Below are 24,210 nucleotides of genomic sequence, written 5' to 3'. Positions count from 1 at the left end.
GTTTGCCAATCAGCCGGTAACAGCGACAAAGAGGGCCGCAATGGAAGGGACGTTTCAGGAAGGATGGTACACCCACCCCACTCTGGGTCTGATCAGGGTGTTTACCAGCGGTTCGGAGTGGGTTTATGTCTGTTACACCAGTAACGGCCGCAAGGCCCTGTCCAGGGAACGTCCCCTGGACGGTTGGACCTGGGCCCTGAGCGAGCCCAGCCACACCAGCCCTTCCGGATTTGCCGACCAGTAACCTCCAGGCAACCCACCCTCTTCTTCGCACCCCACTCTCATCCCTCATCGCGGCAGGGTTGCCTAGCGGTAACCCAACCTGCCGGTCTGACGTGCCGTAAGCGAACAGCCGTGCCGCAGGTTCGGGCAAGCAGCCAGGCGCAGCGTACATCAGTACGTAAGCCTGGCTGATCGCCCGAAGATGCGGTGCTGCTGAGCGCTTACCGCCTAGCGCAACCCTGCCAGGGCGTCAGCCAGCCGCTTCATCCCCTCTTCCAGCACCCCCATCGACGTGGCAAAGGAAAAACGAACGAACTGGTCGGCCCCGAAAGCCGCCCCAGGGACCGTGGCCAGCAGCGCCTCTTCCAGCAGATAGTCGGCCAGGGCCACCGAATCGCCGATCACCCGCCCATCTTGGCTCTGGCGCCCGAAATAGGCCGACAGGTTGGGGAAGACGTAAAAAGAACCCCGGGGCCGTACGCAAGTGACGCCTTCAATGGCGGTCAGGGCTTCCATGATGAAGTTGAGCCGGGGCACAAAGGCATCTCGCATCTGGCGGGGAAAATCCTGCGGCCCGTTGAGCGCGGCCAGGGCGGCCTTTTGCGCCACCGACGAAGGATTGGAGGTGGACTGGCTCTGAATCTTGTTCATCGCCGCAATGATGTGCTTGGGGCCTGCGGTGTAGCCGATCCGCCAGCCGGTCATGGCAAATGATTTGGAAACGCCGTTTAAGATCAGGGTCTGCTCACTGAGGCGGGGATCAACCTCCAGGATATGGGGCAGCTTGTCATCCCCGTAAACGATGGTGTCGTAGATATCATCGCTGATCACCACCCAACTGTTCTCCAGGGCCATTTTGCCGATGGCCTCCAGGGCCCGGGCGGAAAGCACCGAACCGGTGGGGTTGGAGGGGCTGTTGAGGATTATGCCCCGGGTGCGGGGGGTGGCGTACTGCTGCAGCACCGCCGGATCCAGGTCGAAGTCGCTGGCTTCATCCAGGGGCACGATCACCGGGGTCGCCCCGGCCAGTTGCACAATGGGCGGATAACTGACCCAGTAGGGCGCAGGAATCAGCACTTCATCACCGGGGCCGAACAGGGCCTGGGCCATGTTGTACAGCCCGTGCTTGCCGCCGCAGCTTACCTGAATCTGGTCAGGCTGATAACGCCAGCCATGATCGGTGGCCAGACGATGACAGACCGCCTCCCGCAGGGGCAGGATCCCGGGAACCGGGGTGTAACGGGTAAACCCCTCATCAATGGCGGCCTTGCCGGCCTCGCAGACATGGGGCGGGGTATCAAAATCCGGCTCTCCCACGCTGAAGTTCAAAACATCGGCCCCTTCAGCCTTCAGGGCCTTGGCCTTGGCATCCACCGCCAGAGTGGGCGATGCCTTAATCTCTTTGACCCGTGCCGCCAGTTCGATGATGGGAGCGTCCATAAGCCCTGTTGCAACCTCCATTAAACGTTAAACTGGAATAAATTAAGTGAGGCAGCCGTCGCATCCCCCACAATCGATCATCAATAAATCACCTTGACCAGGGTCAAGCCGCAGGCCGGCGCGGTGGGACCGGCCCGGGCACGATCCCTGCCGACCAGTAAAGCCACCGGCTCGGCCAGGGGCCGGCCCTGGCCGATGGCCACCAGGGTGCCGACGATATTGCGCACCATATGGCGCAAGAAACCATCGCCCCCAAGTTCAAAACAAAATTCTTGCCCGGCCGGGTCTTCCTGCTCCAGTTGCAACAGGTTCAGCCGCCGCACCCCGCCCCGGCCGCCTGCCCGGTCACGATCCCGGGAGCCGGCGGCCTCGAAGGTGGAAAAGTCGTGCTCTCCCAGCATTTGCGGCAGCAGTTGCCGCACCCGCTCCGCTGCAAAGGGCCCCGGCAGGTGGGCCCGGTACAGGCGCCGGCAGGGCGGCATTACGGCGGCGGTGGAAAAGCAGTAGCGGTAGAGCTTGCCTTTGGCGCTGAAGCGGGCATGAAAATCGTCTGCCGCCTCGTCGGCCGCCATGATCCGGATCGCCGGCGGCAGCATGCTGTTCAGGCCGAGACGATAAGCCGCCAGGGGCAGTCGCCGGGGGGCATTAAAACTGGCCACCATCCCCAGGGCATGCACCCCGGCATCGGTTCGGCCGGCCCCGTGCAACACCACCTGCTCACCCAGCATCCGAGCCAACGCCTCTTCAACGACGGCCTGGATGGTGGGTCGGTTAAGCTGGCGCTGCCAGCCGGCAAAATCGGTGCCGTCATAGGCGATGGTCAACTTTACCTTAACCATGTATACGTTTACCAGGGGTACTAACCTGCCGGTTTCACGAGCCGTAATCGTTCAGCAGTGCCGCAGATTTGGGCAAGCAGCCAGGCGCAGCGTACCCCCTGTACGTAAGCCTGGCTGATCGCCCGAAGATGCGGTGCTGCTGAACGATTACTAGGGGAACAGCGGTACTATTCCCAGGCCCTGCGCTTCCGGCAGGCCGCAGAGCAGGTTCAGGTTCTGCACCGCCTGACCGGCGGCCCCCTTGACCAGGTTGTCAATGGCGGAGAGCACAATCACCCGGCCATTGCGACGATCCACCCGCAGGGCCAGGTCGCAGAAATTGCTGCCCCGCACGTACTGGGTGGCGGGCAATTGGCCGGCGGGAAGCACCCGGACAAAGGGCTCCTCTCGATAATAATCCCGCAGGATGGTCTCCAGTTCGCCCTGCCCATAGTCACCGGCCAGGGTGGCGTAAATGGTGCTCAACATCCCCCGGGACATGGGGACCAGATGGGGCGTGAAGCTGACCGTAAGCTCCTGCCCGCAAAGCTTGCCCAGTTCCTGCTCGATCTCCGGGGTATGGCGGTGTTCGGCGACCTTGTAAGCCTTGAAACCGTCGGTCACTTCGCAGTACAGGGTACCGGTCTGGGCCGCCCGCCCGGCCCCGGAGGTGCCGCTTTTGGCATCGATAATCAGGCTGCCGGGGTCCAGGCAACCGGCCTTGAGCAGGGGCGCCAAGGCCAGCAGCACACTGGTGGGGTAACAACCCGGATTGGCCACCAGGCGGGCTTGGGCAATGGCCGCCCGGTGCAACTCCGGCAGCCCGTAGACCGCCTCGGCCAGCAGTTCCGGCGCCGAATGGGTCTGGTACCACTGCTCGTAAACCTGTTGCTGATGAAGGCGAAAATCCGCCGACAGGTCGACCACCTTGGCACCGCTGGCCAGCAGCTCGGGCACCACCGCCATGGCCGTCTGATGGGGCACGGCGGTGAAAAAAACATCGGCCCGCCCGGCAGTCTTAAGCCCGGTGGGATCTTCACAAACCAGCTCGGTGCTCCCGGTGAGGTGGGGAAAGACTGCCGCCAGCGGTTTCCCCGCGTACTGCCGGGAGGTAACCAGGGTCAACTCCACCCCGGGATGATTGGCCAGCAGACGCACCAACTCGGCCCCGGTATACCCTGAGGCCCCGATGATTCCCACTCGTATCATTTAACTTCCCCCATCATTCACTCCTAACGGCCGCAGAGAGCGGCGCACAAAAAAAGGGAAGGGGCTCATCTGAGCGCCTTCCCTGATAGTTTTCCATAGGCAATCGATAGACAGTCGCCGTAAGCGGCGCTGCTCTCCGGTTAACGCTTGGAGAACTGGAAGCTGGCCCGCGCAGCGCGCTGACCGTACTTTTTCCGCTCCTTGCTCCGGGGATCCCGGGTCAGCAGACCGGCCCGCTTGAGGGCTTGCCGCAACTCGGGGTCGGCTTCCGTCAGCGCCCGGGAAATACCGTGGCGCAGAGCCTCGGCCTGGGCGTTCTTGCCGCCGCCTTTGAGGGTGGCCATAACATCAAATTTGGCCTGGGTTTCGGTCAGCAACAGGGGTTTTTCCACCACTGCCCGCGAGAAGGCGCCGCCGTCAAAATATTCTTCCACCGCCTGCTTGTTCACCAGGATCTTGCCGCTACCCGGTTTCAACCACACCCGGGCCACGGCGGTCTTGCGTTTGCCGGTGGCGTAAATACCGTTATCTGCCATTGATCTCTCCAAACTCTTGTCTGCGCTGATTTAAAGTTTGTAACCGTTTACCAGGCTTAAAACCTTAACTAAAAAAACTTAACTGGGGAACACTAAAACTTCAGGGTTTCCGGCTGCTGGGCCTGGTGCGGATGCTCGCTGCCGGCATAAACCTTGAGCTTCTTGAGCTGCTTGCGCCCCAGGGGATTTTTCGGCAGCATCCCTTTAACCGCCCGGTAAACCAGTTCTTCCGGCTTACGGTCCCGCAGTTTTTCGGCGGTTTCGGCTTTAATGCCGCCTATGTAGCCGGTATGCCGGTAGTATACCTTGTCGGCCCACTTATTGCCGGTGAGTTTCACCTTGTCGGCATTGAGCACCACCACAAAATCACCGGTATCCATGAAAGTGGAGTAGATCGGCTTGTGCTTGCCCCGCAGGCGGGTGGCAACTTCCGAAGCCAGACGGCCCAGAATCAAATCCTCGGCGTCCACCACGTACCATTTGCGATCGATATCCTTGACCGGAGCCAGATGGGTTTTCATGTTAGTTCCCTTAGCAAAACTTACTGATTTTATTTCAAAGGCGTCGGCCGCCACAGGCGGTTACACAGCAGATACCGCCGACCAAAAGAGAAAAAGGCCCGAAACCTTTTCGAACCTTTGCTGATCACAAGTTGGAGCGGGAAACGAGATTCGAACTCGCGACTTCAACCTTGGCAAGGTTGCACTCTACCACTGAGTTATTCCCGCTCAGCGTAAACGTCCAGCAGCACCACATCTTCGGGCGATCAGCCAGGCTTACGTACTGATGTACGCTGCGCCTGGCTGCTTGCCCGAACCTGCGGCACTGCTGAACGTTTACGGCACGTTATGCCTGACAGGTTTACACCCTGGCGAACGGTTACCGCTCAGCAGGCGCCGCGGGCGCCGTGTTCAAAGGGGGGTTTATAACAGTGTACCGGTTGCTTGTCAACAAAAAACACAGACTATTGCCTTCCCGCCCAAATTGCTGGTAGATTGTGGGCAAGCGATCACGGGGCACCCGGTGATCGCATACTGTAATTTACCAACTTATCCCGCAAATCACGCCCGAACAAGGAAGCCAACCATGAGCACAACAACACGCCAGGGCAGCATCCAGCGCCGCACCGGAGAAACCGACATCGACCTTACCCTGGTTCTGGACGGCCGGGGCCGGAACAAAATCAGCACCGGGGTGGGCTTTATGGACCACATGCTGACCCTGCTGGCGGTGCACGGTTTTTTCGACCTGGAGATAACCGCCCGTGGCGACACCCAGGTGGATGACCACCACACGGTCGAGGATCTCGGCATCGCCCTGGGCCAGGCGCTGCAGCAGGCCCTGGGAGGCAAGGAGGGGATCGCGCGCTACGGCGCCGCCGCCGTGCCCATGGATGAGACGCTGGTCCGGGTTACCCTGGACTGCTCCAATCGGCCCTATCTGCACTACGGGGTGGAAGTGCCGGAACAAAAGGTGGGCAACTTCGACACCTCGCTGGCCAAGGAATTCCTCCGGGCCTTCAGCCTCCACGGCGGCCTGACCCTGCACGTGGAACTGGCCCACGGCGACAACTCCCACCATATTATCGAGGCGATCTTCAAGGCTTTGGGCCGGGCTTTAAACCAGGCGGTCACGGTCGACCCCCGGCTTTCCGGCCCCCTTTCTTCCAAGGGAATGCTGTAGTCAACCATGAACGCCCCAAGCAAGCCAGCAAGCCAGCCGCCACCAGGCGGCTGCGAAGAAGCCGCGGCCAAGCCAACCCGTCTGCCGGCGGAAATCAACCGCCTGGTGGGCAAGGCCATGCACCGTTACGGGATGCTGGCCGACGGCGACCGGGTGATGATCGCCGTTTCCGGCGGCATCGACAGCCTGGTGCTCTGCCGGCTGCTGGATCTCTGGCGGCGCAAGGCCCCCATCCATTACGAACTGCTGCCGGTCCACCTGGACATGGGTTTTGCCGGCTACCGGCCCCGGCCGGGACTGTATGGCGGGGGCCCGTTGCCGCCCGAGGCCGGAGCGCTCCAGGCCGACGGCCTGCTGCCCCCGCTGCCCGGCACCGGTGCAGCGGTGCAGGAGCAACTTGAAAAACTGGGCCTGCCTTACCTGATTGAAGAAACCACCTACGGGCCGGAGGCGCTGGCGGCCGAAGAGGGCAAAAACGGCTGTTACCATTGCTCCTCAAGGCGCCGCAACCGCCTCTTTGCCCTGGCCCGGGAGCACAATTGCAACAAACTGGCCCTGGGACATCACCAGGAAGATATCATTGAAACCTTTTTCCTCAACCTGCTCTATGGCGGCAATATCAGCACGATGATCCCCAACCAGCGACTTTTTGCCGGCCGGCTGCACCTGATCCGCCCCCTGGCCCTGCTGAGCAAGGAGATGATCCAGCAGCTGGGGCGACTGTTCGCGGTGGCAGCGGTCCCCAACCCCTGCCCGCTTACCGATCTCAGTAAGCGCCACACGGTCCGCACCATGGTCAGGCAGCTCACCGCCGACGACCCGCGCATCACCGCCAACATCTTCGCCGCCCTGGGCAACGTACGCAGCGATTATCTGCTGTAGCCACCCGCTGATCAGCGATTACCCTCGCCCTACACGGGCTCCCCGGCAAAAAACCGGCGGGTAAACTCCACCCGCTGGGCCACGCTGTCATGGCGCCGGTCAAGGTTTTCCAGCCGCCGCAAGCGGGCCAGCAGGCCCTGCTCGCTGGCCACCTGAATGGCCAGCCCGGGGCGGGCGTTAAGCTCCAGCACCAGCGGCCCGCGCTGCTTGTCCAGCACGATATCCACCCCCAGATAACCCAGGCCGGTCACCTCATAGCAGCGGGCGGCCATGGTCAGCAACTCCGGCCAGTCGGAAATCTGCAGGCGGGTAAAGTCCGCCCCGGTATCCGGGTGCCTGGTTAGCGGCAGGGAATACTGGACCGCCTTCAGGCAGCGCCCGGTGGCAATATCCAGACCCACCCCCACCGCCCCCTGGTGCAGGTTGGCCTTGCCATCGGAGGCCTGGGTGGCCAGGCGCAACATGGCCATGACGGGGTAACCCTGAAAGACGATCACCCGGATATCGGGAATACCCTGGTATGAGTAATTTTCGAAGCGGGGGTCCAACTGGATCAGCTGTTCGACGATGGCGGCATCGGGGGTCCCGGCCAGGGAGTAAAGCCCGGCCAGAATATTGGAGATATGGCGTTTAACATCCTCAAGCCCCAAGCGCCGGCCCGAGGCCTTCAGGTAAACCCCGTCCTGCTGCCCCTGAATTACCAGGATCCCTTTGCCACCAGAGCCTTTGGCGGGTTTAACGGCAAAACCGGTCAAGGGTTGTAAAAGCTCGGCAAGCTTTCTCAGCCGAAACTGCTCCCGCACCGAAAACAGGAGCTGCGGGGCGGGAATTCCATGCTTTTCAGCCAGGATCTTGGTCTTGAGCTTGTCATCCACCAAGGGATAAAGCCGGCGCGGGTTATAGCGGCCAATGAAATCCACATTGCGGCAGTTCATCCCCAAAATCCCCAGCCGCCGCAACCGCTGCGGACTGATCCACCAGCTCACGCCTCCTCCGATCGAACCAACGCCCGGAAACGGTGCAACTCAAGCAACTTGTAACCGGTATAGTTGCCCATCAGCATGATCAGGGCCACGACGATCAGGTTGATCTCCGGGAAGTGGAAACTCCAGTGGGCCATCACCGGCCACTGCATCAGAAGATAGGCCAGCACCGCCACCAGCAGGCTGCCGCCGCCCTGCTTCAACACCTCCCAGGGCCCTTCATCTTCCCAGAGAATGGACATGCGCTCGATGGTCCAGGCGATGATAATAATGGGAAAGAAGGTTACCGTCATCCCGGTGTTGAAGCCCAGTTGATAACCAAGAAGACTGGAGAGGACGATAATGAAAATGACGATGATGACAATGGTGGCGATGCGGGCCACCAGCAGCAGGTTCAAACCGGAAAGATAGCCCCGCAGCAGCAGCCCGAAGGCGACGATGGAGACAAAACTGATCAGGCCGGGCAGCAGCGTGGTCTTCAGAAAAGCCAGGGCGATGAGAATGGGCATGAAGGTGCCCGAAGTCTGCACCCCCACCATAATACGCATAAAAACCAGCACCAGGGCGCCGACGGGCAGCAACAGCAGCATCTTCAGCATGGCCTGCTCTTCCACCGGCAGACTGTGCACCCCAAACAGGTCAAAGCCGGAACCGCCGGCAGTGGTGCGGGCCAGTTGCACCGACGGTACGTACTGGCTGAGCATGGCAAAACGGACCTGGGAGTTATAACCGCCACTTACATCCAGCAGTGAGCGGCGGTCCTGATTCCAAAGCAGAAAATTGTCCGGCACGCCCTGGCGGGCGGTGTGCGGGTCGAACAGCTGCCAGCGTCCACCGACAAATACCTCCAGCTTGGGGGTCAGCTGCTGATTGCGGCGGCCGTCTTCCAGGTACAAACCATTGACAACGCGGGTGGGCAACCGGCTGTAGTTGAGCAATTTTTCCAGCAAAGGCACCAGTGAAGAAGAGGCCAGCAGCAAGGCGGCATTCTGGTCGGGTTCCGCCGCGGCCAGCAGCTTAATCAGCTCCCGGGTCAAACTCTCCGGCGTGCTGGAGCGTTCCCGAGCCACGGCCAGCAATTGGCGGGCGGCCACCGCCTCCGCCTCCTCCCAGAAAACATCGACGGGCTCGGGCACCGATGCCCTGGTCGCCGCCCGTCGTTCCTCGGCCCCGGCGGGCGACGCCATTTGCCCGCCCCAGGGCACCAGCTGGATTTTGTAGTACATGGTTTGAGGCCCTGAAGCCCGGCGGATCGTCCACTCGCCCCGGCGGTTGCCGTTATCTTCCAAAATGGAAAAACCGTAACCCGGCGAGGCGGTCTGTTCCGCCAGGAGAAAAAAACCCGGCGGATCATCGGGAATATCCAGGTTGACGGTTACCGCCCCGCCATCGGCGTTGAAATCCACCCGGGCCTCCACCAGCCAGACCGGGGCCTGTTCCCCGGGCAACAGCGGGATGCCGGTCTGCAGGTGGCGCTGCCAGGCAATGAAACCGCCGGCCATGATCATGGCCAGCACCAGCAGGTAAAAAAGAAGGCGGGACCGCAAAAAATTACTCCTCAGGCAGGGGGTGGACAAACTCCTCGGGAGGGCGGGGCGGGGCAATATTGCGCTGACTTACATCCACCACCATGATATCCCGGAGAATATTGCGGCCGATCAGGACCGGATGCTCCAGGTGACGACGATCGGACAAGGTAAACTCGGCGGTCTGGGTGTTATGCCCCACGGTCACCCCCAGCTTCACCACCGGCCGGCGCTCGGGATCCTCCGCCACCGCCTGAATGATCCGAGCATGACGGACCACCTTGCGCTCCATGGTGATCCGGCGGTCGTCTTCGGGATCTACCAGGACAAAGCGCACCCAGCTCTCGCCGTCTCGCTCAAAACGTTCAATATCGTGGGCATCCAGCGATGAGGTGGTGGCACCGGTATCGATCCGGGCGGAAAACATGGAACCGGGCGGCGCAAGAAACACCTTTTCCACGGCGCCAACCAGTTGTTTGTCGTCGGCCGTCCTGGCAAAGGCCGGCAGTTCAACCTGCAAAGCCGCTTTTTGCTCTTCCTGGGCCGATCTCAGCAGGTGATTATCGCGGACAAACTCTTCCCATTCCTGCTGCCTGGTCAGCATCCCCTTCTGGTCGGCAGCTATCTCGGCCAGCTGCCGCCTCATTTCCTCAGCGGCATCCAGCAGGCTGAAATGGGTTTCATCCTGGGCCAGGGCCAACTCGGCCAGTTGCAGTTGCTGCCGTTGCAGCTCTTCATGCAGTTGGGTCAGCTCGCTTTGCTCAGCCAGTACCAGGCGGGAAGAACCGCAGCCGCCAAGCAGCAGCGCCAGCCCCACCACAACCGCCAACCTGAGCGACCATGGTAAAACAGAAAAAATAAACAAAATCCCTCCCCGGAGATAAATTTACCGCAGCGCCCACCGGGCCGGCACTGTTACAACAACTTGGCCATCTGCTTGGCAAAATAAGTCAGAATCATATCGGCCCCGGCCCGGCGCAAAGAGAGCAGACTTTCGGCCATCACCCGCTCTTCGTCGAGCCAGCCGTTGATGGCGGCGGCCTTGAGCATGGCGTACTCGCCGCTGACCTGGTAGGCGGCAATGGGGTGGTCGAATTCATCGCGCAGCAGCCGGATGATATCGAGGTAGGGCATCCCCGGCTTGACCATCAGGATGTCGGCCCCCTCTTCCACATCCAGGGTGGCCTCACGCAGGGCCTCCCGGGCATTGGCCGGGTCCATCTGATACCCCCGGCGGTCACCCTCCTGGGGGGCGCAGTCGGCGGCGTCCCGGAAGGGGCCGTAAAAGGCCGAGGCGTACTTGACGGCGTAAGACATGATGGCCACCTGGTCGAAGTTGTGTTCGTCCAGGGCGGCCCGGATCTCCCCCACCCGGCCGTCCATCATGTCCGACGGGGCGACGATATCGGCCCCGGCCTTGGCATGCGACAGGGCGGTACGGGCCAGCACCTCGACGGTGGCATCGTTGTCCACCATGCCTTCATGAATAATCCCGCAATGACCATGGCTGGTATATTCGCACAGGCAGACATCGGTGGAGACCGTCAGTTCCGGCGCTTTGTTCTTGAGCTCCTTGATGGCCCGCTGGATAATGCCATCGGTGGCATGGGCCCCGGAGCCCACCCGGTCTTTTTTTTCCGGCAAACCGAAAAGAATGACATGGTTGACCCCCAGCTTGCGGCACTCTTTAGCCTCTTTGGCCAACTGATCCACCGACAGCCGGAAGACCCCGGGCATGGAGGAGATCTCCTCGCGCTTGTTCTTGCCGGGCATCACAAAGAGGGGGTAGATCAACTGGGCCGGGGTAAGCACCGTTTCCCGCACCAGGGAGCGCAGGTTTTCATTCCGCCGCAGGCGCCGGGGGCGATAATCGGGATAAATCATGGTTTGCTCCTAATCCAGTTTGTAATCGTTTACCAGAGCCAATAACTGCTGATTTAACGGGCCGTAAACGAACAGCAGTGCCGCAGGTTCGGGCAAGCAGCCAGGCGCAGCGTACCCCCTGTACGTAAGCCTGGCTGATCGCCCGAAGATGCGGTGCTGCGGTTCGTTTACTCCAGTTTGAAGGTTTTGTTCACCACCTGGTTGATAAAGCTGTCCGGGGCGTCCACTCCGTCGGCGGGGATTACCAGTTCCGGGGCCCGGCGGCGCTGGCTGAGCAGCCGCAGGCCGTATTCCATGGCCTGCAGCACCTGGTCGCAGGCCTCCCCCACCGTCTCTTCGCTGCGGGGCATGCGGGCCAGCAGGCGATCCACCGCCTCTTCGCTGAAACTCAACTCCAGCCCGCAATCCCGGGACACCTGCCGAGCCCGGTCGTTTACCAGCGCCACCAGGTCGATGAAACGCTCGCAGACCTCGGCGGGCTCAAGGTCTTCCGCTTCCACTTCCATGGCCATCATCCGCAGTCGCTCCGGGGTGGGCAGCACATCGTGGTTCTCCAGGTAATCTCCCAGCCGCTCGCGGATAAAGGTCATCAGTCGTTCCTGCTCCGCGGCCGCCAGCTTTTCGCATTTTTTGCTGTGGCGCTTGCGAACCCGGCTGTCCTTGAGCAGCTTGGCCAACTCCCCGGCCGGATCGGCCACCAACTCGGGAGTTACCACCAGCTGGCGGATATCGGTGGAGGGCAGTTTTTTCTCAAAATGCAGCAGCACCCTCTCCATCACACTGACCAGCGCCCGGGCCCCGGTGCTTTCCCGGGCCGCCAAGGCAGCGAGCTTGCGCAAAGCGGCGTCTTCAAAGCGCAGCTCAATGCCATAAGCCCGGAAATCCTGCTTTTTGCCCACCACCACGGCGCTGTTGGGGCTGCTTAAAATCTCGTAGAGATCGTCTTCGCTCAACTCGGAGAGTACCGCCAGCACCGGCAGCCGACCGATAAACTCGCTTTCAAAACCGTACTCCACCAGGTCCTCGGCCCGGGCCCGGGCCATCAAGGCGCCGGGACGGGCCGGGGCGGCCGCGGCCACGGTATTTTCAAAACCGATGGAACGCTGCTGCAGGCGGCGACCGATGATTTCATCCAGCCCCGAAAAGGCGCCACTCATAATAAACAGGATATGGCGGGTGTTGATGCTTTTGCGCTGCCGCTTGCCGGTAAGCCGGTAATGCTCCACCGCCTCCATCATGGCGATGGGGTCGTGGGGCACCTTCATCTCCACCTCGGTCTCTTCCATGGGCTTGAGCAGGGCCCGCTGCACCCCGCTGCGGGAAACATCCAGTCCCCGGCGGTCGACGCCGCCGGCGATCTTGTCCACCTCATCGAGATAAACAATGCCGAACCGGGCCCGCTCCAGGTCGTTATCCGCCTCCCGGACCAGATCACGGATGAGATCCTCGACATCGCCGCCCACGTAGCCGGTTTCACTGAACTTGGTGGCATCCCCTTTAACGAAGGGCACCCCGATGTGCTGGGCAATCAGCTTGATCAGGTAGGTTTTGCCCACCCCGGTGGGGCCGATAAGCAGCACGTTGTTCTTGATTCTGCCTACGTTGCGGCCGCTGCCGGCCTCGCCGCCGGGGCGCGACAGACTGCGGCTGATACGGTTGAAATGGGTGCAGATCTTGGTGGCCAGGATCGCCTTGGCCTCCTCCTGCCCCACCACATACTGGTCAAGATGCGCAATCAACTCTTCCGGGGCCAGATCGAAGTGAAAATCCGGCGGCACTGCCGCCGGCTGGCCGGCATGCTCTTCGTCCCCGGCCGGAGCCTGGCCGGCCATGGGAAACTGGCCGGCGGAAATGATGCGCACTTTTTTGCCGTACTTATTGCTCAAATATTCACTGATTTCCCGCTCCAGTTCCTTCTGGCTGGGAAAATTTACATCTTCGGTGTCGCTCATGACCTTCCTTAAATCAACCGTTTACTGGCCCTGGGGAGCGTTTCCCTCGGGTTCAAGCTCCAGGGTTTTCAATTTTTTATGCAAATGACTGCGCTCCAGGCCGATCTGTTCCGCCGTCTGCGAGATATTACCATTGTTGGCGGCCAGGCACATCCTTAAATATTCCCGCTCAAAAGAGCGCTTGGCATCTTTATAGCTCAGCTCTAGATAGCTGCCCGGGTCCACCGCCGCCCCGGCTGCCGCCCCCGGCAGAGCCAACAACTGGCGCACCATGGCGGCCTCTATCCGCTCTTCGGGACTCATAATCAGGGTGCGCTCGACAAAGTTGCGCAACTCGCGCACATTACCCGGCCAATCGTACTCCTGCATCACCGCCACCGCCTCCGGGGTAAAATCTTTGCCCCCCAGGCTCTTGTTTCTGAACTCGGCGACAAAATCGGCCACCAGCAGGGGAATGTCTTCCCGGCGCCGGCGCAGGGGCGGCACAAAGATGGGCACCACATTGAGGCGATAAAACAGGTCGGCCCGAAAGTTTCCCTTATCTATTTCTTCTTCCAGGTTTTTGTTGGTGGCCGCCAGCACCCGCACATTGACCTTGATGGTTTTCGCCCCCCCCACCCGTTCAAACTTCTGCTCCTGCAGAATCCGCAGAATCTTGGCCTGGGTGGCCAGGCTCATGTCGCCGATTTCATCAAGAAAAAGCAGGCCGCCGTCGGCCTGGTCGAACTTGCCCCGCTTGGCCGTGGCAGCGCCGGTGAAAGAACCTTTTTCATGCCCGAACAGCTCCGATTCAATCAACTCCTCGGGAATCGCCGCACAGTTGAGTTCCACCATGGGCTGATTGGCCGCCGGCGACAGCCGGTGAATGGTTTGCGCCACCAGCTCCTTACCGGTACCGTGCTCGCCCCGGATCAACACCCAGGCTTCAGTGGGAGCCACCCGCTCGATCTGCTGGCGCAGTTGCCTGATGGGAGCTGATTCGCCGGTGAGCGCATGGCGCTTGGCCTGCTGCCGGTATATAAAATTTTCCTCTTCCAGACGGGAGAGGCGCAGGGCGTTATTGATGGCCAGAATCACCTTATCGTAGGAAAGCGGTTTTTCGATGAAGTCATAGGCCCCCATGCGGGTTGCCTGCACGGCGGTTTCGATGGTCCCGTGGCCGGAAATCATGATCACCGGCAGGTGGGGATACAAGTCCCGGAGGCGACCCAGAATCTCCATGCCATCGACCCCCGGCATCCAGATATCCAGCAACACCAGATCCACCGGCTCATTTTCCAGCAACTCCAGACCCTGTTCACCATTTTCGGCCGTTAAGGCGACAAAACCCTCGTCGGCCAGAATGCCGGCCATGGACTCGCGAATCCCCGCCTCATCATCAACGACCAGTATGCGACGCTGTTGTTCCGTTTTCATCTTAAAACACCTCGTACCGACCTCATCACCCAACCGCAAGATAAACCAAGTGATCCCGGATTTAATGTTTTGCTAAGCAATAAGGGCATAGCCCAGCCGCCGCGGCCGGGCAAACATTTTGGCCTGATGGGGCCGGCGGGAGGATCAGGAAAGGAAGGAAAAAGCAAGCACAAGAAATGCAGCTTAACAGGATATACCATATACTCCGGCGATTTCCGCCACCTGCCGATCAGCCTCAGCCAGAATTCCGGCTAAAACCTGCGGGCTTACCTCGGCCAATTGCCAACTGGCGGCCGCCGGCGGTAGCTCCCCGCCATGAGCGGCATTGACCGCCAAACAAAGCAGGGCGCAATGCTGCTGACAAATACTGGCCTTTTCCGGCTGCTGCTGAAGCGCCAGCAGCTCTACCAGCTCCGGCGGAAATTGCCACCATTGGGCCAACTCCGCTCCCACCTGGGCATAATCAAACCCCAGCAACCGCCGCTCGGCCTCCCAGCGGGGAAGGCCATTGTCACGGTGATGTAACAGGGCCTGGCGGGCCAGCTCCGGCAAACGGCGAAAAATCAACAGGTCACCCACCCGATGCAGCAAACCGGCGGTAAACAGCCGGCCGGCCACCGAGGCCCGACCGGTTTTTAACGAAAGCCCGCGGGCGACCACGGCACAGACCAGGCTCTGGCGCCAGAAATCGGCCATGTCCTCCAACTCATTGGGCAGGCCGCTGAATTTTTCCACCACCACCGTGGCCAGCACCAGAGTGCGAAGCTCCTCCAAGCCCACCAGGGTAATGGCATGGGCAATGGTATCCACCTGGCGGACCAAACCGTAATAGGCGCTGTTCACCAGGGCCAGCAGGCGGGCGGCCAGGGCCGGATCACGTTCGATCACCAGTGCGGCATCCTGGGCGACACTGCCGGGCGTGGCCACCACCCGGTTCAACTCATGGTACAGCGCCGGCAGCGAGGCCAAGGTGATTTCTCCCCGCACCAGATCCCGGGGAGAAAGCGATACTGGGACGTGATCGAACGAGTTATCGGTAAGCGGCGAATAAGACATGAATAAGTTAGCTCCCTGCCCTGGCAGCACCCAGGAAAGAAGGCGGCAGCAAGGATTCCATGCGGGATTGCGGCCGACCCAGGTAAAAACCCTGGAGATAATCAACCCCTATCTCCCGCAGCCGCCGGGCCGTTGCTTCATCTTCGACAAATTCGGCGATCACTTGCTTGTCCAGGCTGTGGGCCAGTTCCACCATGGAGCGCACCAGCAATTCATCGGTTGGGTTTTTGAGCATGTTAACCACGAAAGAGCCGTCGATTTTCAGCATATCCACCGGAAAATGTTTCAGGTAATTGAAGGTGGAAAAGCCTGAACCAAAATCATCGAGGGCAAAACGGCAGCCAAGGCTCCGCATGCGTTCCACCAGCTCCCGGGCCTGTTTCAGTTGAGTTACCGCCGTGGTTTCGGTAATTTCAAACATCAGGCGCCGCGGTGAGAGGCCGGTCATTTCCAGCTTGCGCTCCAACAGGGGCATCAGAACAGGATTGCGGAGGGCGTAAGCCGACAGGTTGATGCTCAGGCGGATTGGCTCTTGCCCTTCGGTGAGCGGCATGGCCGCCAGCCGGTCAACCGCCGCCTCCACCACCCAGAGGTCGAGTTGGTGGATCAGACCCATCCTCTCCGCCGAGGGAATGAACTCCCCGGGGCTGTACATCTTGCCGTTTTCCAGCAGCCGGATCAGGGCCTCGTAGTGGCAGCAGGCGCCATCCCGCGCCCGTACGATGGGCTGAAATTCCAGGGCAAAACTGCCGTTGCGCAGGGCCTGTCGCAACATCGGCACCCAGGTTGCATCACGCTTCAGCCCGACCACTTCAGGGTCTTCGGGATCGTAACAGTGCACCCGGTTGCGGCCTCTTCTTTTGGCCACGTGGCAGGCCTGGTCGGCCCGCGACAGCAGTTCACCGGCCTGCAACGATTCACCCGGCGACATCAGCGCCACCCCGATACTCGCCCCCAGGTTGTAGCACCCCAGGCAACCTTCGAAGCGGTATTCGTGCAGCAGTTCCCTCAGCTCTTCGGCCAACTTCAGGACATCTTCGGTGGTGGTGTTTTCCAGCAGCACGGCAAATTCGTCGCCGCCGATACGAACGGCCAGATGGCGAGGCAACACCCGGCGCCGCAAAACACCGGCTACCCCGGTGAGCAGTTTGTCGCCGGACTCATGCCCTTCGGTGTCATTGAGCAACTTGAAATGATCAACATCAAGATACAGCAGGGCCCCGGAGCGCTGAAAGTTCTGGGCCCTGATCAGGGCCAGTTCCAGGGCCCCTTCCAGCTGGCTGCGGTTGGGCAGCCCGGTAAGCTCATCATGCCCTACCCGGTGCTTCAGGCGGGCCTCCATCACCCGGCGCTCCGCCAACTCCTTTTCCAGGTGCACTTCCCGCCGACGGCGGACAAGTCGCTCCTGGTGCAAGCGCAGGGCCAGGAAGATCCGCGGTATCACCTCGGTTTCCGACCAGGGTCGGAACAGGATATCCACCGCCCCGGCATCAAACACCCGGTTGGCCTCCGCACCTCGCCAAGCCCCACCGGCATCCGCCATCAACACCGAAGTGACACCTTGCTCATCCAGCATTTTGCACAAGGAAAGCACATTATCTGCGGGGAGAGAGTCGCTTAGCAAAGCCAGATGCAGAGGCCGGGGGGGATCAAACGGACTGGCCGGGGAAAAGCGTTGACGCAAGGCTTCCTGGGAATCCAGCCAACTGACGGCGGTAAAATCTCCTTCATCCCGCAACAAAGCGCTTAGCCGTTGGGCCCGTACCGGGTCCTCGTCCACCACACAGATTTCCATGGCACACAACTGATCAAACGCCATATTCACCAGTCGTTCTGCAAAAAATTATTATTATGGCCACCCAGAGCCCCAGGGAACGACAACAAAATGACTATATGGGACCTTGGTATAAAATAAAAGGTTTTTTTTACACTTCTTCCGGCTCGCTCTGCCCGCTCAACGGCAACTCCACCACGAAACAGGCCCCGTGGGGCTGGTTGTCCCGCACCCGAATAGTACCGCCATGATCGGTCACCACGGTGCCGGCAATGGCCAGCCCCAGGCCGGTGCCGGCCTTTTTGGTGGAAAAATACGGCTCAAACAGGCGGGGTTTGTTCTCCTCTTTAATCCCCGGCCCGTTGTCGCAAACCTCCAGCACCGCCACCCCGCGCTCCCGGTCGTGGCTCAAGAGCACTTTGATCTCGCCCTGGCCGGCCGGCACCTCCGCCACCGCGTTATCCAGCAGGTTGATCAACACCCGTTTCATCTGTTTGGGGTCGAAAAGCAGCGGCACCGACTCCTCCCCCTCCCGGCGGAAACTGATCTCCTTGTGCCCCTCGCGATAAAGCACCAATACATCATCCACCATGACCACCAGATCATTCAGGCTTTTGGCAATGGCCGGCATGCGGGCAAAGTTGGAAAACTCACTGACCAGCCGCTGCAATTCCTCCACCTGGCTGATGATGGTGCGGGTGCAGAGATCAAAGACCTCGTTATCGCCCGCCAGGCGCTCAAGATATTTTTTGCGCAGCCGCTGGGCGGAGAGCTGGATGGGGGTGAGCGGATTTTTCACCTCGTGGGCAATACTGCGGGCCACTTCCCGCCAGGCCGCCATCCGCTGGGCCTTTTCCAGTTCACTTAAATTATCGAACACCAGCACCACCCCCAGGGGGCGCCCCTCTTCATCATAAAGCCGGGTAAAGTTGATCCGCAGCGACAGGACCTCTTCCTCCACGGTGAGGCGCAGGGGGCGCTGGATGGAATTTTTGCCCGACCGGGCCAACTCTTGCAGGAAGCCTTCCAGGACCTTGAGGTGTTCACGGTGCAGGATGGCCCGGTAATGGCGGCCGACAATCTCCTCCTGGCGCACCTTGAGCAGCTCTCCGGCAAAGCGGTTGATGGTAATTACCCGGCCGGAGTCGTCCAGCGAAATCACCCCGGCGGCCACGTTCTGCAGAATGGTTTCGGTATAGCGGCGACGGCGATCCAGTTCCTGGGCGGTCTGTTCTATCTGGCGGCGGCTGGCCAGCAGATCCCGGGTCATGCGGTTAAAGGAATCCACCAGGGTGCCCATTTCATCGCCGGAGGTTTTTTCCAGCTCAAACTCCAGATCACCATCGGCCACCCGGCGGGTCGCCTCTGCCAGTTTGCGGATCGGGCCGGTAAGCCCGGAGGCCACGTAGAAGCCGAACCAGATGGCGCAAAAGACAATCAGCAGGGTCACGATCAGCAGGGTAACCAGCAGGCTGGTTTTAATGGGGGTTTGAAAAAGCATCAACTGCCGGTAACTTTCCAGGCCCGAAGAGATGGCGGCCATCCGCTCCAGGCGCTCGGCGGGAATCAGGCGCGAGAGTACCAGTACTGCCTTTTCCTCCTGCTGCAGGCCCGACCAGGTAAAGGGGGTCAGGCTCCGCACCAGTTCCCCGGCGGCAACCTCCTGGATCACCGACAGGCCGCTTTCCCCCCCCAGCGCCTGGCGCAGCAGGTCCGCCGGCACCTCCGGCACCCCGGCGGCGGCCAACTCCGGCAAATAAACGGCGGCCAGGCTGCTGCGCTCCTCACCGATGATCTCGATCCCGCTCAAACCATGGCTGTTCAAAGTGTCGCGCAAAAAAGGCTGGGTAATCTGATCCGGCCGATAAGGGTAGCGCCGCGTTTGCAACAGGGCGGCAATGGCCTCGCCCTCCCGCACCGTTTCGGTCCGGGTGTCCCGGTAGACATCCCGGGCCAGATCCAGGGACTCCACCAGGGAATGCTCAACGTTGATATTGAACCAGTAATCGATGCTGGTGGAAACAAACTGCAGGGAAACAAAAAACAGCAGGCCGGTGGGAATCAGGGTGAGGGAAACAAAAGAAATGACCATCTTGGTGCGCAGCCGGGTACCCAGCACCCGGCGCCGGCGCTCGAAAATAAGCTCCACCAGGCTGCGCAGCACAAGAAAAACCACCGCCACCAGCAGCAGGATATTAATGTTGATCATGATAAAGACCAACAGGTTGCCGCTGACCGGCAGATCCAGTTCGCCCAACTCGAAGACCGTGGCCTCGAAGTACGTAAGCAGGGCGAAAAAGGCCAGCAGCGCAAGCACAATCCAGCGGCGGCGCCGGCGGCGGCGCTGGCGATCCTGGGCAACGATCTCCTCGCGGATATCTTCGTAGTTGATCCCGGTCATCTCAGTAATAAAACTCTACACTGTGCCAGTCGGTTTCAAAGCTCCACAGGCGGCGAAAAGGCAACAGGCGCCCCAGCAGCGGCGGGCGGCTTTTCTCCGCCAGCCTGGCCTTGGCGCTCAGGGAGTAGGTCTGGTCGGGCTCCAGCTCCGAAAGGGGCAGCACCGCAAGCCCACTGACCCGCCCCAGCAGCCGCCGGGCCTCGGCCAAGGAAGCGGTGGAGACCACCCTGCCCTCCTCTTCTTCCCTGGTTACCCGATATTCATCCTTCAGGCTGTCGTAGCTTAAGACATGGGTAAACTCCAGCTCCACCAGCTTCCTGTCTCGCCAGCCCCAGCGTTGCCGGTGCAATTCGACCAGGAAGATCATGGTCAGCGGCAGGCCGCTTTTGACCCCCTCTTCCATTTCCGGGGTCATGAAGTCGCGCACCTGAAAGTAAAGCAGCACCTCCCGGTCGGAGTTGGTCACCACCATCTCGTCGATCCGCCCCTCGTTGGCAACCGACGGTCCGGGCAGCAGCAATATAATAACGGCCAGCCAGCACAGCAGGCCCGGGAAAATACGCACCAACCAAACCTCCACAGATATAACTGGTCACCGTAACCGTTGACCGGGGGCGACAATCCATCGCCAGCGGTTGCCAAGTAACTGATCACGGGACACCCCCTGCGTGACGATCTTCCAAGGAGTAAGCGGTCACGGGGTGCCCCGATTAGCAGATTACCAGTTTTTCAGTATTGCCTGACGCGCCCTTTCCAGCAGCGGCGGCAGGGTTTCCGGAGCCAGGGCGCTGACCACCACCGCGTCGTAACGGGCCGCCTCGGCGGCCACCCACTCATGATCCGGCAACAGGTCAACCTTATTGAAGACCGTAAGGCGGGGCAGTAAATCCAGCTCCAATTCCCGCAGCAACTCCTCCACCACCTTGATATGCTCGGTAAAGCGAGGGTTGCTGATATCCACCACGTGGATCAGCACATCGGCCTCGCCCAGTTCTTCCAGGGTGGCCTTGAAGGCCTGCAGCAGCTCCGCCGGCAGGTGGCGGATAAAGCCCACCGTATCGGTGATGATCACCTCCATCTCTTCGGGGAAGCGCAGGCGACGGCTGGTGGGATCCAGGGTGGCGAAAAGCTTGTCTTCGGCCAGAATGTCGCTGCCGGTAAGGGCGTTTAACAGCGTGGACTTGCCGGCGTTGGTATAACCCACTAAAGAGAGGACCGGAATCTCTTTTTTGCGCCGACGCTCCCGGCGGCGGTAACGCTCCTTACTCACCGCCTTGAGCTTGGCAGCCAGCGTATTGAGCCGGTCGCGGGTGCGGCGGCGGTCGATTTCCAGCCTGGTTTCGCCGGGTCCCCGGCCGCCGATGCCGCCGGTAAGCCGGGAAAGGGCGTCGTCGCGGGTGCCCAGCCGGGGCAGCAGATATTTGAGCTGGGCCATTTCGATCTGCAACCGCCCCTCCCGGCTCAGGGCCCGGCGGGCAAAGATATCGAGAATCAACTGGGTGCGGTCGATGACCCGCATTTCCGTATGATCGGTGATGGAACGTACCTGGGAGGGATTAAGCTCCTGGTCGAAGATCAGCAGGTTGGCATTAAGCTGCAGGGCCTGCAGCATGATCTCTCCCAGTTTGCCCCGGCCCAGAATCAGGCGGGGATTTATCTTGTCGCGGCGCTGGATCACCTCGGCCAGCACCATAACGCCGGCGGAGGCGGCCAATTCCTTAAGTTCCGCCATGGACTCCTCGGCCACCGCCCGCGGGACGCTGCTGACACTGACCAGGATGGCCCGGTCCCGCCCTTTATCCACCTCGCGCACCGGCCGCAGGCGGCTGAACTCCGCCTCCAGGGAAGAGATCAGCTCCCGCAGGTTGTCCGGCTGCCGAGAAACCTGTTGGGGCGGGAGCAGAATCCAGGGTTTGACCTCTGCCTTGGCAGCTCCTGCGGCGGCACCGGGATCCCGTTCGCCCATGGCCCTGGGGTTGAGGTGGGCACTGTGCAATTTACCGGGACGCCCTTGGTTATCGACCTCCAGCGCGCTCATCAGGTCCAGGCGCAGGAAGAGCAGGTCCATGAAGTCGTCCTGGGTGAGCTTTTCGCCGCCCAAGTGGGTGTGCAGGCAGCGCAACCCCCGCAGACGGGCGCCGGCGACCCGGTTCTGGGGCAGGGCCGGGATCATGATGGAGCGGTGATCCCCCACCAGCAGCAGTTCCACCTGACCCGAGCGGTCGATGATCAGGCCCAGTTGCCGCCCGATTTCCCGGGAAAGTTCGCTCATGGGGCGAGCCATCTCCGGAGTCATGATATGGTCGGGATCCAGCCGGCGCCGCCCCAAGCGTTCCAGCATCTTCAGTTGAGCCGACTTAAGGCCGGCGGTGTTACCGCTTATCGTTGTAATCTCTGGTTCCTCAAAAAAACGGCTTTGCTGCCCATGTTGCCGGAATACCGGGGGTGTGAAATTCCCCGAAGTTTAGTGGAGAGAGGCCCGGACCGCAAGAGAGAAATATGGCGTGGCGCAGTCACTGCGGCGGGGGTTAAAAAATCGTTAAACTGCCGGCAGGCCGGAACAAGGGCATTGACAGGGGTTCATAGTAGGGTAAAGGAATCCCGGTCCCAACCACCTTCGCTTGCCAACCAACCAGTTTTTGAGGAGACGGCCACTTGTCTTTTATTTTCCGCTTTATCTTCCGCGTTTCCAAAACCCTGCACAAATACTTCGGCCTGCTGCTGCTGATCTACCTGCTGCCCATGGGCCTCAGCGGCCTGCTGCTCAACAACCCCGGCCCGATCAGCTCGCTGTCGGTGCCCTGGGCCGTTACTCCGGACAACTACCAGCCCCGCAACTGGAACCGCATGTACCTGCGTGCCGGCACCATCATTGGTGATGACTGGTTCCTGGCCGGCAAGCCCGGCGTGGTACACAGTCCCGATGGCGGTCGCACTTTTACCATGCTGGACCAAGGCTTCCCGGCGACCCCTTACCGGCGCGACACCCTGGGGCTGCTGGTCCTGCCGCCGCCCCCCGGTGCCGAAACGGCCTCCCCGCAAGTTGAAGGTAACCAAGGTCCGGCGCTTGAACTGCTGGCCGCCACCCGCTCCGGCCTTTACCACCAGCCGCCACGGCAACCCTGGCAAGCAGTGGAATTGCCGGGGGCCCGGGGCGAGGCGGTGGTTGATATCGTGGCCACCGACCGGGAGCTGGTGGCCTTTACTCGCTCGGGTGCCTATCGCAGCCCCCTGCCGGCCCACGACCGTCCGTCCGGGGCGGCCCCAAGCGCCGCAAAGGGCACCTACCGCTTCACCGCCGCCGACCTGGCGGCGGCCCCGACCACCCAACCGCGACCGGTACCCTGGTTCCGGATTCTGCACGATATGCACAACGGCGACATCATCGGCCCGGCGGGCAAATGGCTGCTGGATCTGGTGGCGGTGGCCCTGATTTTTCTCAGCCTCAGCGCCCTGGTGATCTGGTACGTGCCCTGGCGCAGCCGCTGGCTGAAAAAATGGCGACGCCGACCGGGTCGGGTTTTTACCTTTTGCTGGCCCTGGCACTTAAAGATCGGCGTTTACGCCATGGCTTTCCTGGTTATCCTGGGGGTCAGCGGGGCGCTGGTACGGCCGCCGCTGCTCATCGCCCTGGCACCCTATTCGTTGAGCCAGGACCACCCCCTGCTGGCCTTTTCCCCCCGCAGCGACGACTTTGGCGGCAATATCCAAAAGGCCCTCTACCTGAGCGACAGCGACCAGATATTACTGGCCACCCAGGGCGGCTTCTTCCAGGGCCCGGCCGACTTCAGCCACCCTTTTTCGCCCCGGCGGGTGCCGGTGCCGATTCACGGCATGGGGGTGACGGTTTTAGCAGAAATGGAGCCGGGGATGATTCTGGTGGGCTCCTTCATGGGGCTCTATCTCTGGGAAGAGGCCAGCGGCCGCACCCAACGGCTGCCCCGGCCCGGGCTTGTGGGCGGCAACCCATACATGAGCAACGACCTGCTCAGCGCCGTGGTCATGGAACAGGTCCCGGCCGGGGCCGGAACCGGCCAATGGCCCCGCTTCCGCGTGGATTACCACGACGGCCTGATGGCCACCGACCCCCGCGACTATCGCCGGCCGCCGCCCATGCCCGCCGAAATCGGCCGCGACACCCCGATGTCGCTGTGGCACTGGCTTTTTGAGTTGCACAACGGCCGCATCTTCGAAAAATGGCTGGGGATGAGCTACATGCTGATCGTTCCCATCGGCGGCGTCGGCCTGCTGCTGCTCTCGCTCACCGGCCTGTACGACTGGTTTTACCGCCGCAAGAGGAGTTAATCTACGGCACAACCTGGCCGGATTCGTTGCTTGACGCCCCTTTACCGCTTTGCTACCGTGATCGAGTGGCCAAGGCAGCGGCTTCTGTTCTTTAGGGTCAAGCGATTGCCGGCGCTGATGGCC

The 24,210-nt window shown here is 61.2% G+C and carries 20 protein-coding genes and 1 tRNA gene; 4 read left to right on the top strand and 17 right to left on the bottom strand.

Going from position 1 to position 24,210, the window contains the following annotated elements; genetic code table 11:
- Positions 1-40: 40 nt before the first annotated feature.
- A complete protein-coding gene (locus tag DAAHT2_RS01825) occupies positions 41-244 on the top strand; it encodes a hypothetical protein (protein WP_013162594.1) in 204 nt (67 codons plus the stop codon).
- A gap of 206 nt (positions 245-450) precedes the next feature.
- On the opposite strand, the gene DAAHT2_RS01820 is transcribed toward DAAHT2_RS01825, so the two are convergent.
- The 6 genes from DAAHT2_RS01820 to DAAHT2_RS01795 all read right to left on the bottom strand — a co-directional run bounded on the left by DAAHT2_RS01820 (position 451) and on the right by DAAHT2_RS01795 (position 4,953).
- Positions 451-1,662, bottom strand: a complete 1,212-nt coding sequence (locus DAAHT2_RS01820; protein WP_013162593.1) for a pyridoxal phosphate-dependent aminotransferase — start codon at positions 1,660-1,662, stop codon at positions 451-453.
- Positions 1,663-1,742: 80 nt separating this feature from the next.
- Positions 1,743-2,501, bottom strand: a complete 759-nt coding sequence (gene truA, locus DAAHT2_RS01815; protein ID WP_013162592.1) for a tRNA pseudouridine(38-40) synthase TruA — start codon at positions 2,499-2,501, stop codon at positions 1,743-1,745.
- A 150-nt stretch (positions 2,502-2,651) separates the two neighbouring features.
- Positions 2,652-3,689, bottom strand: coding sequence for an N-acetyl-gamma-glutamyl-phosphate reductase (gene argC / locus DAAHT2_RS01810; protein ID WP_013162591.1), 1,038 nt, complete (start codon positions 3,687-3,689; stop codon positions 2,652-2,654).
- Between the two features lie 140 nt (positions 3,690-3,829).
- A complete protein-coding gene (gene rpsI / locus DAAHT2_RS01805) occupies positions 3,830-4,225 on the bottom strand; it encodes a 30S ribosomal protein S9 (protein WP_013162590.1) in 396 nt (131 codons plus the stop codon).
- 92 nt (positions 4,226-4,317) lie between these two features.
- Positions 4,318-4,746, bottom strand: coding sequence for a 50S ribosomal protein L13 (rplM, locus tag DAAHT2_RS01800; protein WP_013162589.1), 429 nt, complete (start codon positions 4,744-4,746; stop codon positions 4,318-4,320).
- 132 nt (positions 4,747-4,878) lie between these two features.
- Positions 4,879-4,953 (bottom strand) — tRNA-Gly (locus tag DAAHT2_RS01795).
- A gap of 358 nt (positions 4,954-5,311) precedes the next feature.
- Here DAAHT2_RS01795 and hisB point away from each other — a divergent pair.
- A complete protein-coding gene (hisB, locus tag DAAHT2_RS01790) occupies positions 5,312-5,908 on the top strand; it encodes an imidazoleglycerol-phosphate dehydratase HisB (protein ID WP_013162588.1) in 597 nt (198 codons plus the stop codon).
- 6 nt (positions 5,909-5,914) lie between these two features.
- A complete protein-coding gene (locus DAAHT2_RS01785; RefSeq protein ID WP_013162587.1) occupies positions 5,915-6,790 on the top strand; it encodes a PP-loop family protein in 876 nt (291 codons plus the stop codon).
- Positions 6,791-6,819: 29 nt separating this feature from the next.
- Here the strand turns inward: DAAHT2_RS01785 and DAAHT2_RS01780 are convergent, their stop codons facing one another.
- From DAAHT2_RS01780 to hflX, 11 genes are all read right to left on the bottom strand, one after another.
- A complete protein-coding gene (locus DAAHT2_RS01780) occupies positions 6,820-7,776 on the bottom strand; it encodes an alpha-L-glutamate ligase-like protein (protein WP_013162586.1) in 957 nt (318 codons plus the stop codon).
- Positions 7,773-9,320 carry an inactive transglutaminase family protein gene (locus tag DAAHT2_RS01775; RefSeq protein ID WP_013162585.1) on the bottom strand — a complete coding sequence of 516 codons (1,548 nt, stop codon included), beginning with the start codon at positions 9,318-9,320 and terminating at the stop codon, positions 7,773-7,775. Before DAAHT2_RS01775 ends, DAAHT2_RS01780 begins: the two co-directional genes overlap by 4 nt.
- Before the next feature lie 4 nt (positions 9,321-9,324).
- Positions 9,325-10,164, bottom strand: coding sequence for an ATP-dependent zinc protease family protein (locus tag DAAHT2_RS01770; RefSeq protein WP_013162584.1), 840 nt, complete (start codon positions 10,162-10,164; stop codon positions 9,325-9,327).
- A 50-nt stretch (positions 10,165-10,214) separates the two neighbouring features.
- Positions 10,215-11,183 (bottom strand): porphobilinogen synthase, encoded by a 969-nt coding sequence (gene hemB / locus DAAHT2_RS01765; protein ID WP_013162583.1) that lies wholly within the window; start codon positions 11,181-11,183, stop codon positions 10,215-10,217.
- 167 nt (positions 11,184-11,350) lie between these two features.
- Complete coding sequence (locus tag DAAHT2_RS01760; RefSeq protein WP_013162582.1) at positions 11,351-13,135, bottom strand: AAA family ATPase; 1,785 nt, start codon at positions 13,133-13,135, stop codon at positions 11,351-11,353.
- Positions 13,136-13,156: 21 nt separating this feature from the next.
- Positions 13,157-14,551, bottom strand: coding sequence for a sigma-54-dependent transcriptional regulator (locus DAAHT2_RS01755; protein WP_013162581.1), 1,395 nt, complete (start codon positions 14,549-14,551; stop codon positions 13,157-13,159).
- Between the two features lie 183 nt (positions 14,552-14,734).
- Entirely contained in the window at positions 14,735-15,607 is an 873-nt protein-coding gene (locus DAAHT2_RS01750) for an HDOD domain-containing protein (protein ID WP_013162580.1), read from the bottom strand.
- Between the two features lie 7 nt (positions 15,608-15,614).
- Entirely contained in the window at positions 15,615-17,426 is a 1,812-nt protein-coding gene (locus tag DAAHT2_RS01745; protein ID WP_013162579.1) for a putative bifunctional diguanylate cyclase/phosphodiesterase, read from the bottom strand.
- 106 nt (positions 17,427-17,532) lie between these two features.
- Complete coding sequence (locus DAAHT2_RS01740; RefSeq protein ID WP_013162578.1) at positions 17,533-19,782, bottom strand: sensor histidine kinase; 2,250 nt, start codon at positions 19,780-19,782, stop codon at positions 17,533-17,535.
- 1 nt (position 19,783) lies between these two features.
- Complete coding sequence (locus tag DAAHT2_RS01735; protein ID WP_013162577.1) at positions 19,784-20,347, bottom strand: DUF4390 domain-containing protein; 564 nt, start codon at positions 20,345-20,347, stop codon at positions 19,784-19,786.
- Between the two features lie 153 nt (positions 20,348-20,500).
- On the bottom strand, positions 20,501-22,123 hold the full coding sequence (gene hflX / locus DAAHT2_RS01730) for a GTPase HflX (protein WP_013162576.1): 1,623 nt from the start codon (positions 22,121-22,123) through the stop codon (positions 20,501-20,503).
- A gap of 314 nt (positions 22,124-22,437) precedes the next feature.
- Here hflX and DAAHT2_RS01725 point away from each other — a divergent pair, with 314 nt between their 5' ends.
- A complete protein-coding gene (locus tag DAAHT2_RS01725; protein ID WP_013162575.1) occupies positions 22,438-24,087 on the top strand; it encodes a PepSY-associated TM helix domain-containing protein in 1,650 nt (549 codons plus the stop codon).
- Positions 24,088-24,210 lie beyond the last annotated feature (123 nt).

The sequence above is a fragment of the Desulfurivibrio alkaliphilus AHT 2 genome, assembly GCF_000092205.1.
Lineage (GTDB): Bacteria > Desulfobacterota > Desulfobulbia > Desulfobulbales > Desulfurivibrionaceae > Desulfurivibrio > Desulfurivibrio alkaliphilus.
The sequence above is the reverse complement of the archived record's forward strand: the minus strand, read 5'-3'. Positions and strand labels throughout refer to the sequence as shown.

Excerpts from the sequence above, each read along its gene's own strand:
- DAAHT2_RS01740 (WP_013162578.1), bottom strand. The coding sequence starts at position 19,782 with ATGACCGGGATCAACTACGAAGATATCCGCGAGGAGATCGTTGCCCAG.
- DAAHT2_RS01760 (WP_013162582.1), bottom strand. The coding sequence starts at position 13,135 with ATGAGCGACACCGAAGATGTAAATTTTCCCAGCCAGAAGGAACTGGAG.
- hemB (WP_013162583.1), bottom strand. The coding sequence starts at position 11,183 with ATGATTTATCCCGATTATCGCCCCCGGCGCCTGCGGCGGAATGAAAAC.
- DAAHT2_RS01755 (WP_013162581.1), bottom strand. The coding sequence starts at position 14,551 with ATGAAAACGGAACAACAGCGTCGCATACTGGTCGTTGATGATGAGGCG.
- DAAHT2_RS01785 (WP_013162587.1), top strand. The coding sequence starts at position 5,915 with ATGAACGCCCCAAGCAAGCCAGCAAGCCAGCCGCCACCAGGCGGCTGC.
- DAAHT2_RS01750 (WP_013162580.1), bottom strand. The coding sequence starts at position 15,607 with ATGTCTTATTCGCCGCTTACCGATAACTCGTTCGATCACGTCCCAGTA.
- argC (WP_013162591.1), bottom strand. The coding sequence starts at position 3,689 with ATGATACGAGTGGGAATCATCGGGGCCTCAGGGTATACCGGGGCCGAG.
- rplM (WP_013162589.1), bottom strand. The coding sequence starts at position 4,746 with ATGAAAACCCATCTGGCTCCGGTCAAGGATATCGATCGCAAATGGTAC.
- DAAHT2_RS01820 (WP_013162593.1), bottom strand. The coding sequence starts at position 1,662 with ATGGACGCTCCCATCATCGAACTGGCGGCACGGGTCAAAGAGATTAAG.
- rpsI (WP_013162590.1), bottom strand. The coding sequence starts at position 4,225 with ATGGCAGATAACGGTATTTACGCCACCGGCAAACGCAAGACCGCCGTG.
- DAAHT2_RS01745 (WP_013162579.1), bottom strand. The coding sequence starts at position 17,426 with ATGGCGTTTGATCAGTTGTGTGCCATGGAAATCTGTGTGGTGGACGAG.
- truA (WP_013162592.1), bottom strand. The coding sequence starts at position 2,501 with ATGGTTAAGGTAAAGTTGACCATCGCCTATGACGGCACCGATTTTGCC.
- hflX (WP_013162576.1), bottom strand. The coding sequence starts at position 22,123 with ATGCTGGAACGCTTGGGGCGGCGCCGGCTGGATCCCGACCATATCATG.
- DAAHT2_RS01825 (WP_013162594.1), top strand. The coding sequence starts at position 41 with ATGGAAGGGACGTTTCAGGAAGGATGGTACACCCACCCCACTCTGGGT.
- hisB (WP_013162588.1), top strand. The coding sequence starts at position 5,312 with ATGAGCACAACAACACGCCAGGGCAGCATCCAGCGCCGCACCGGAGAA.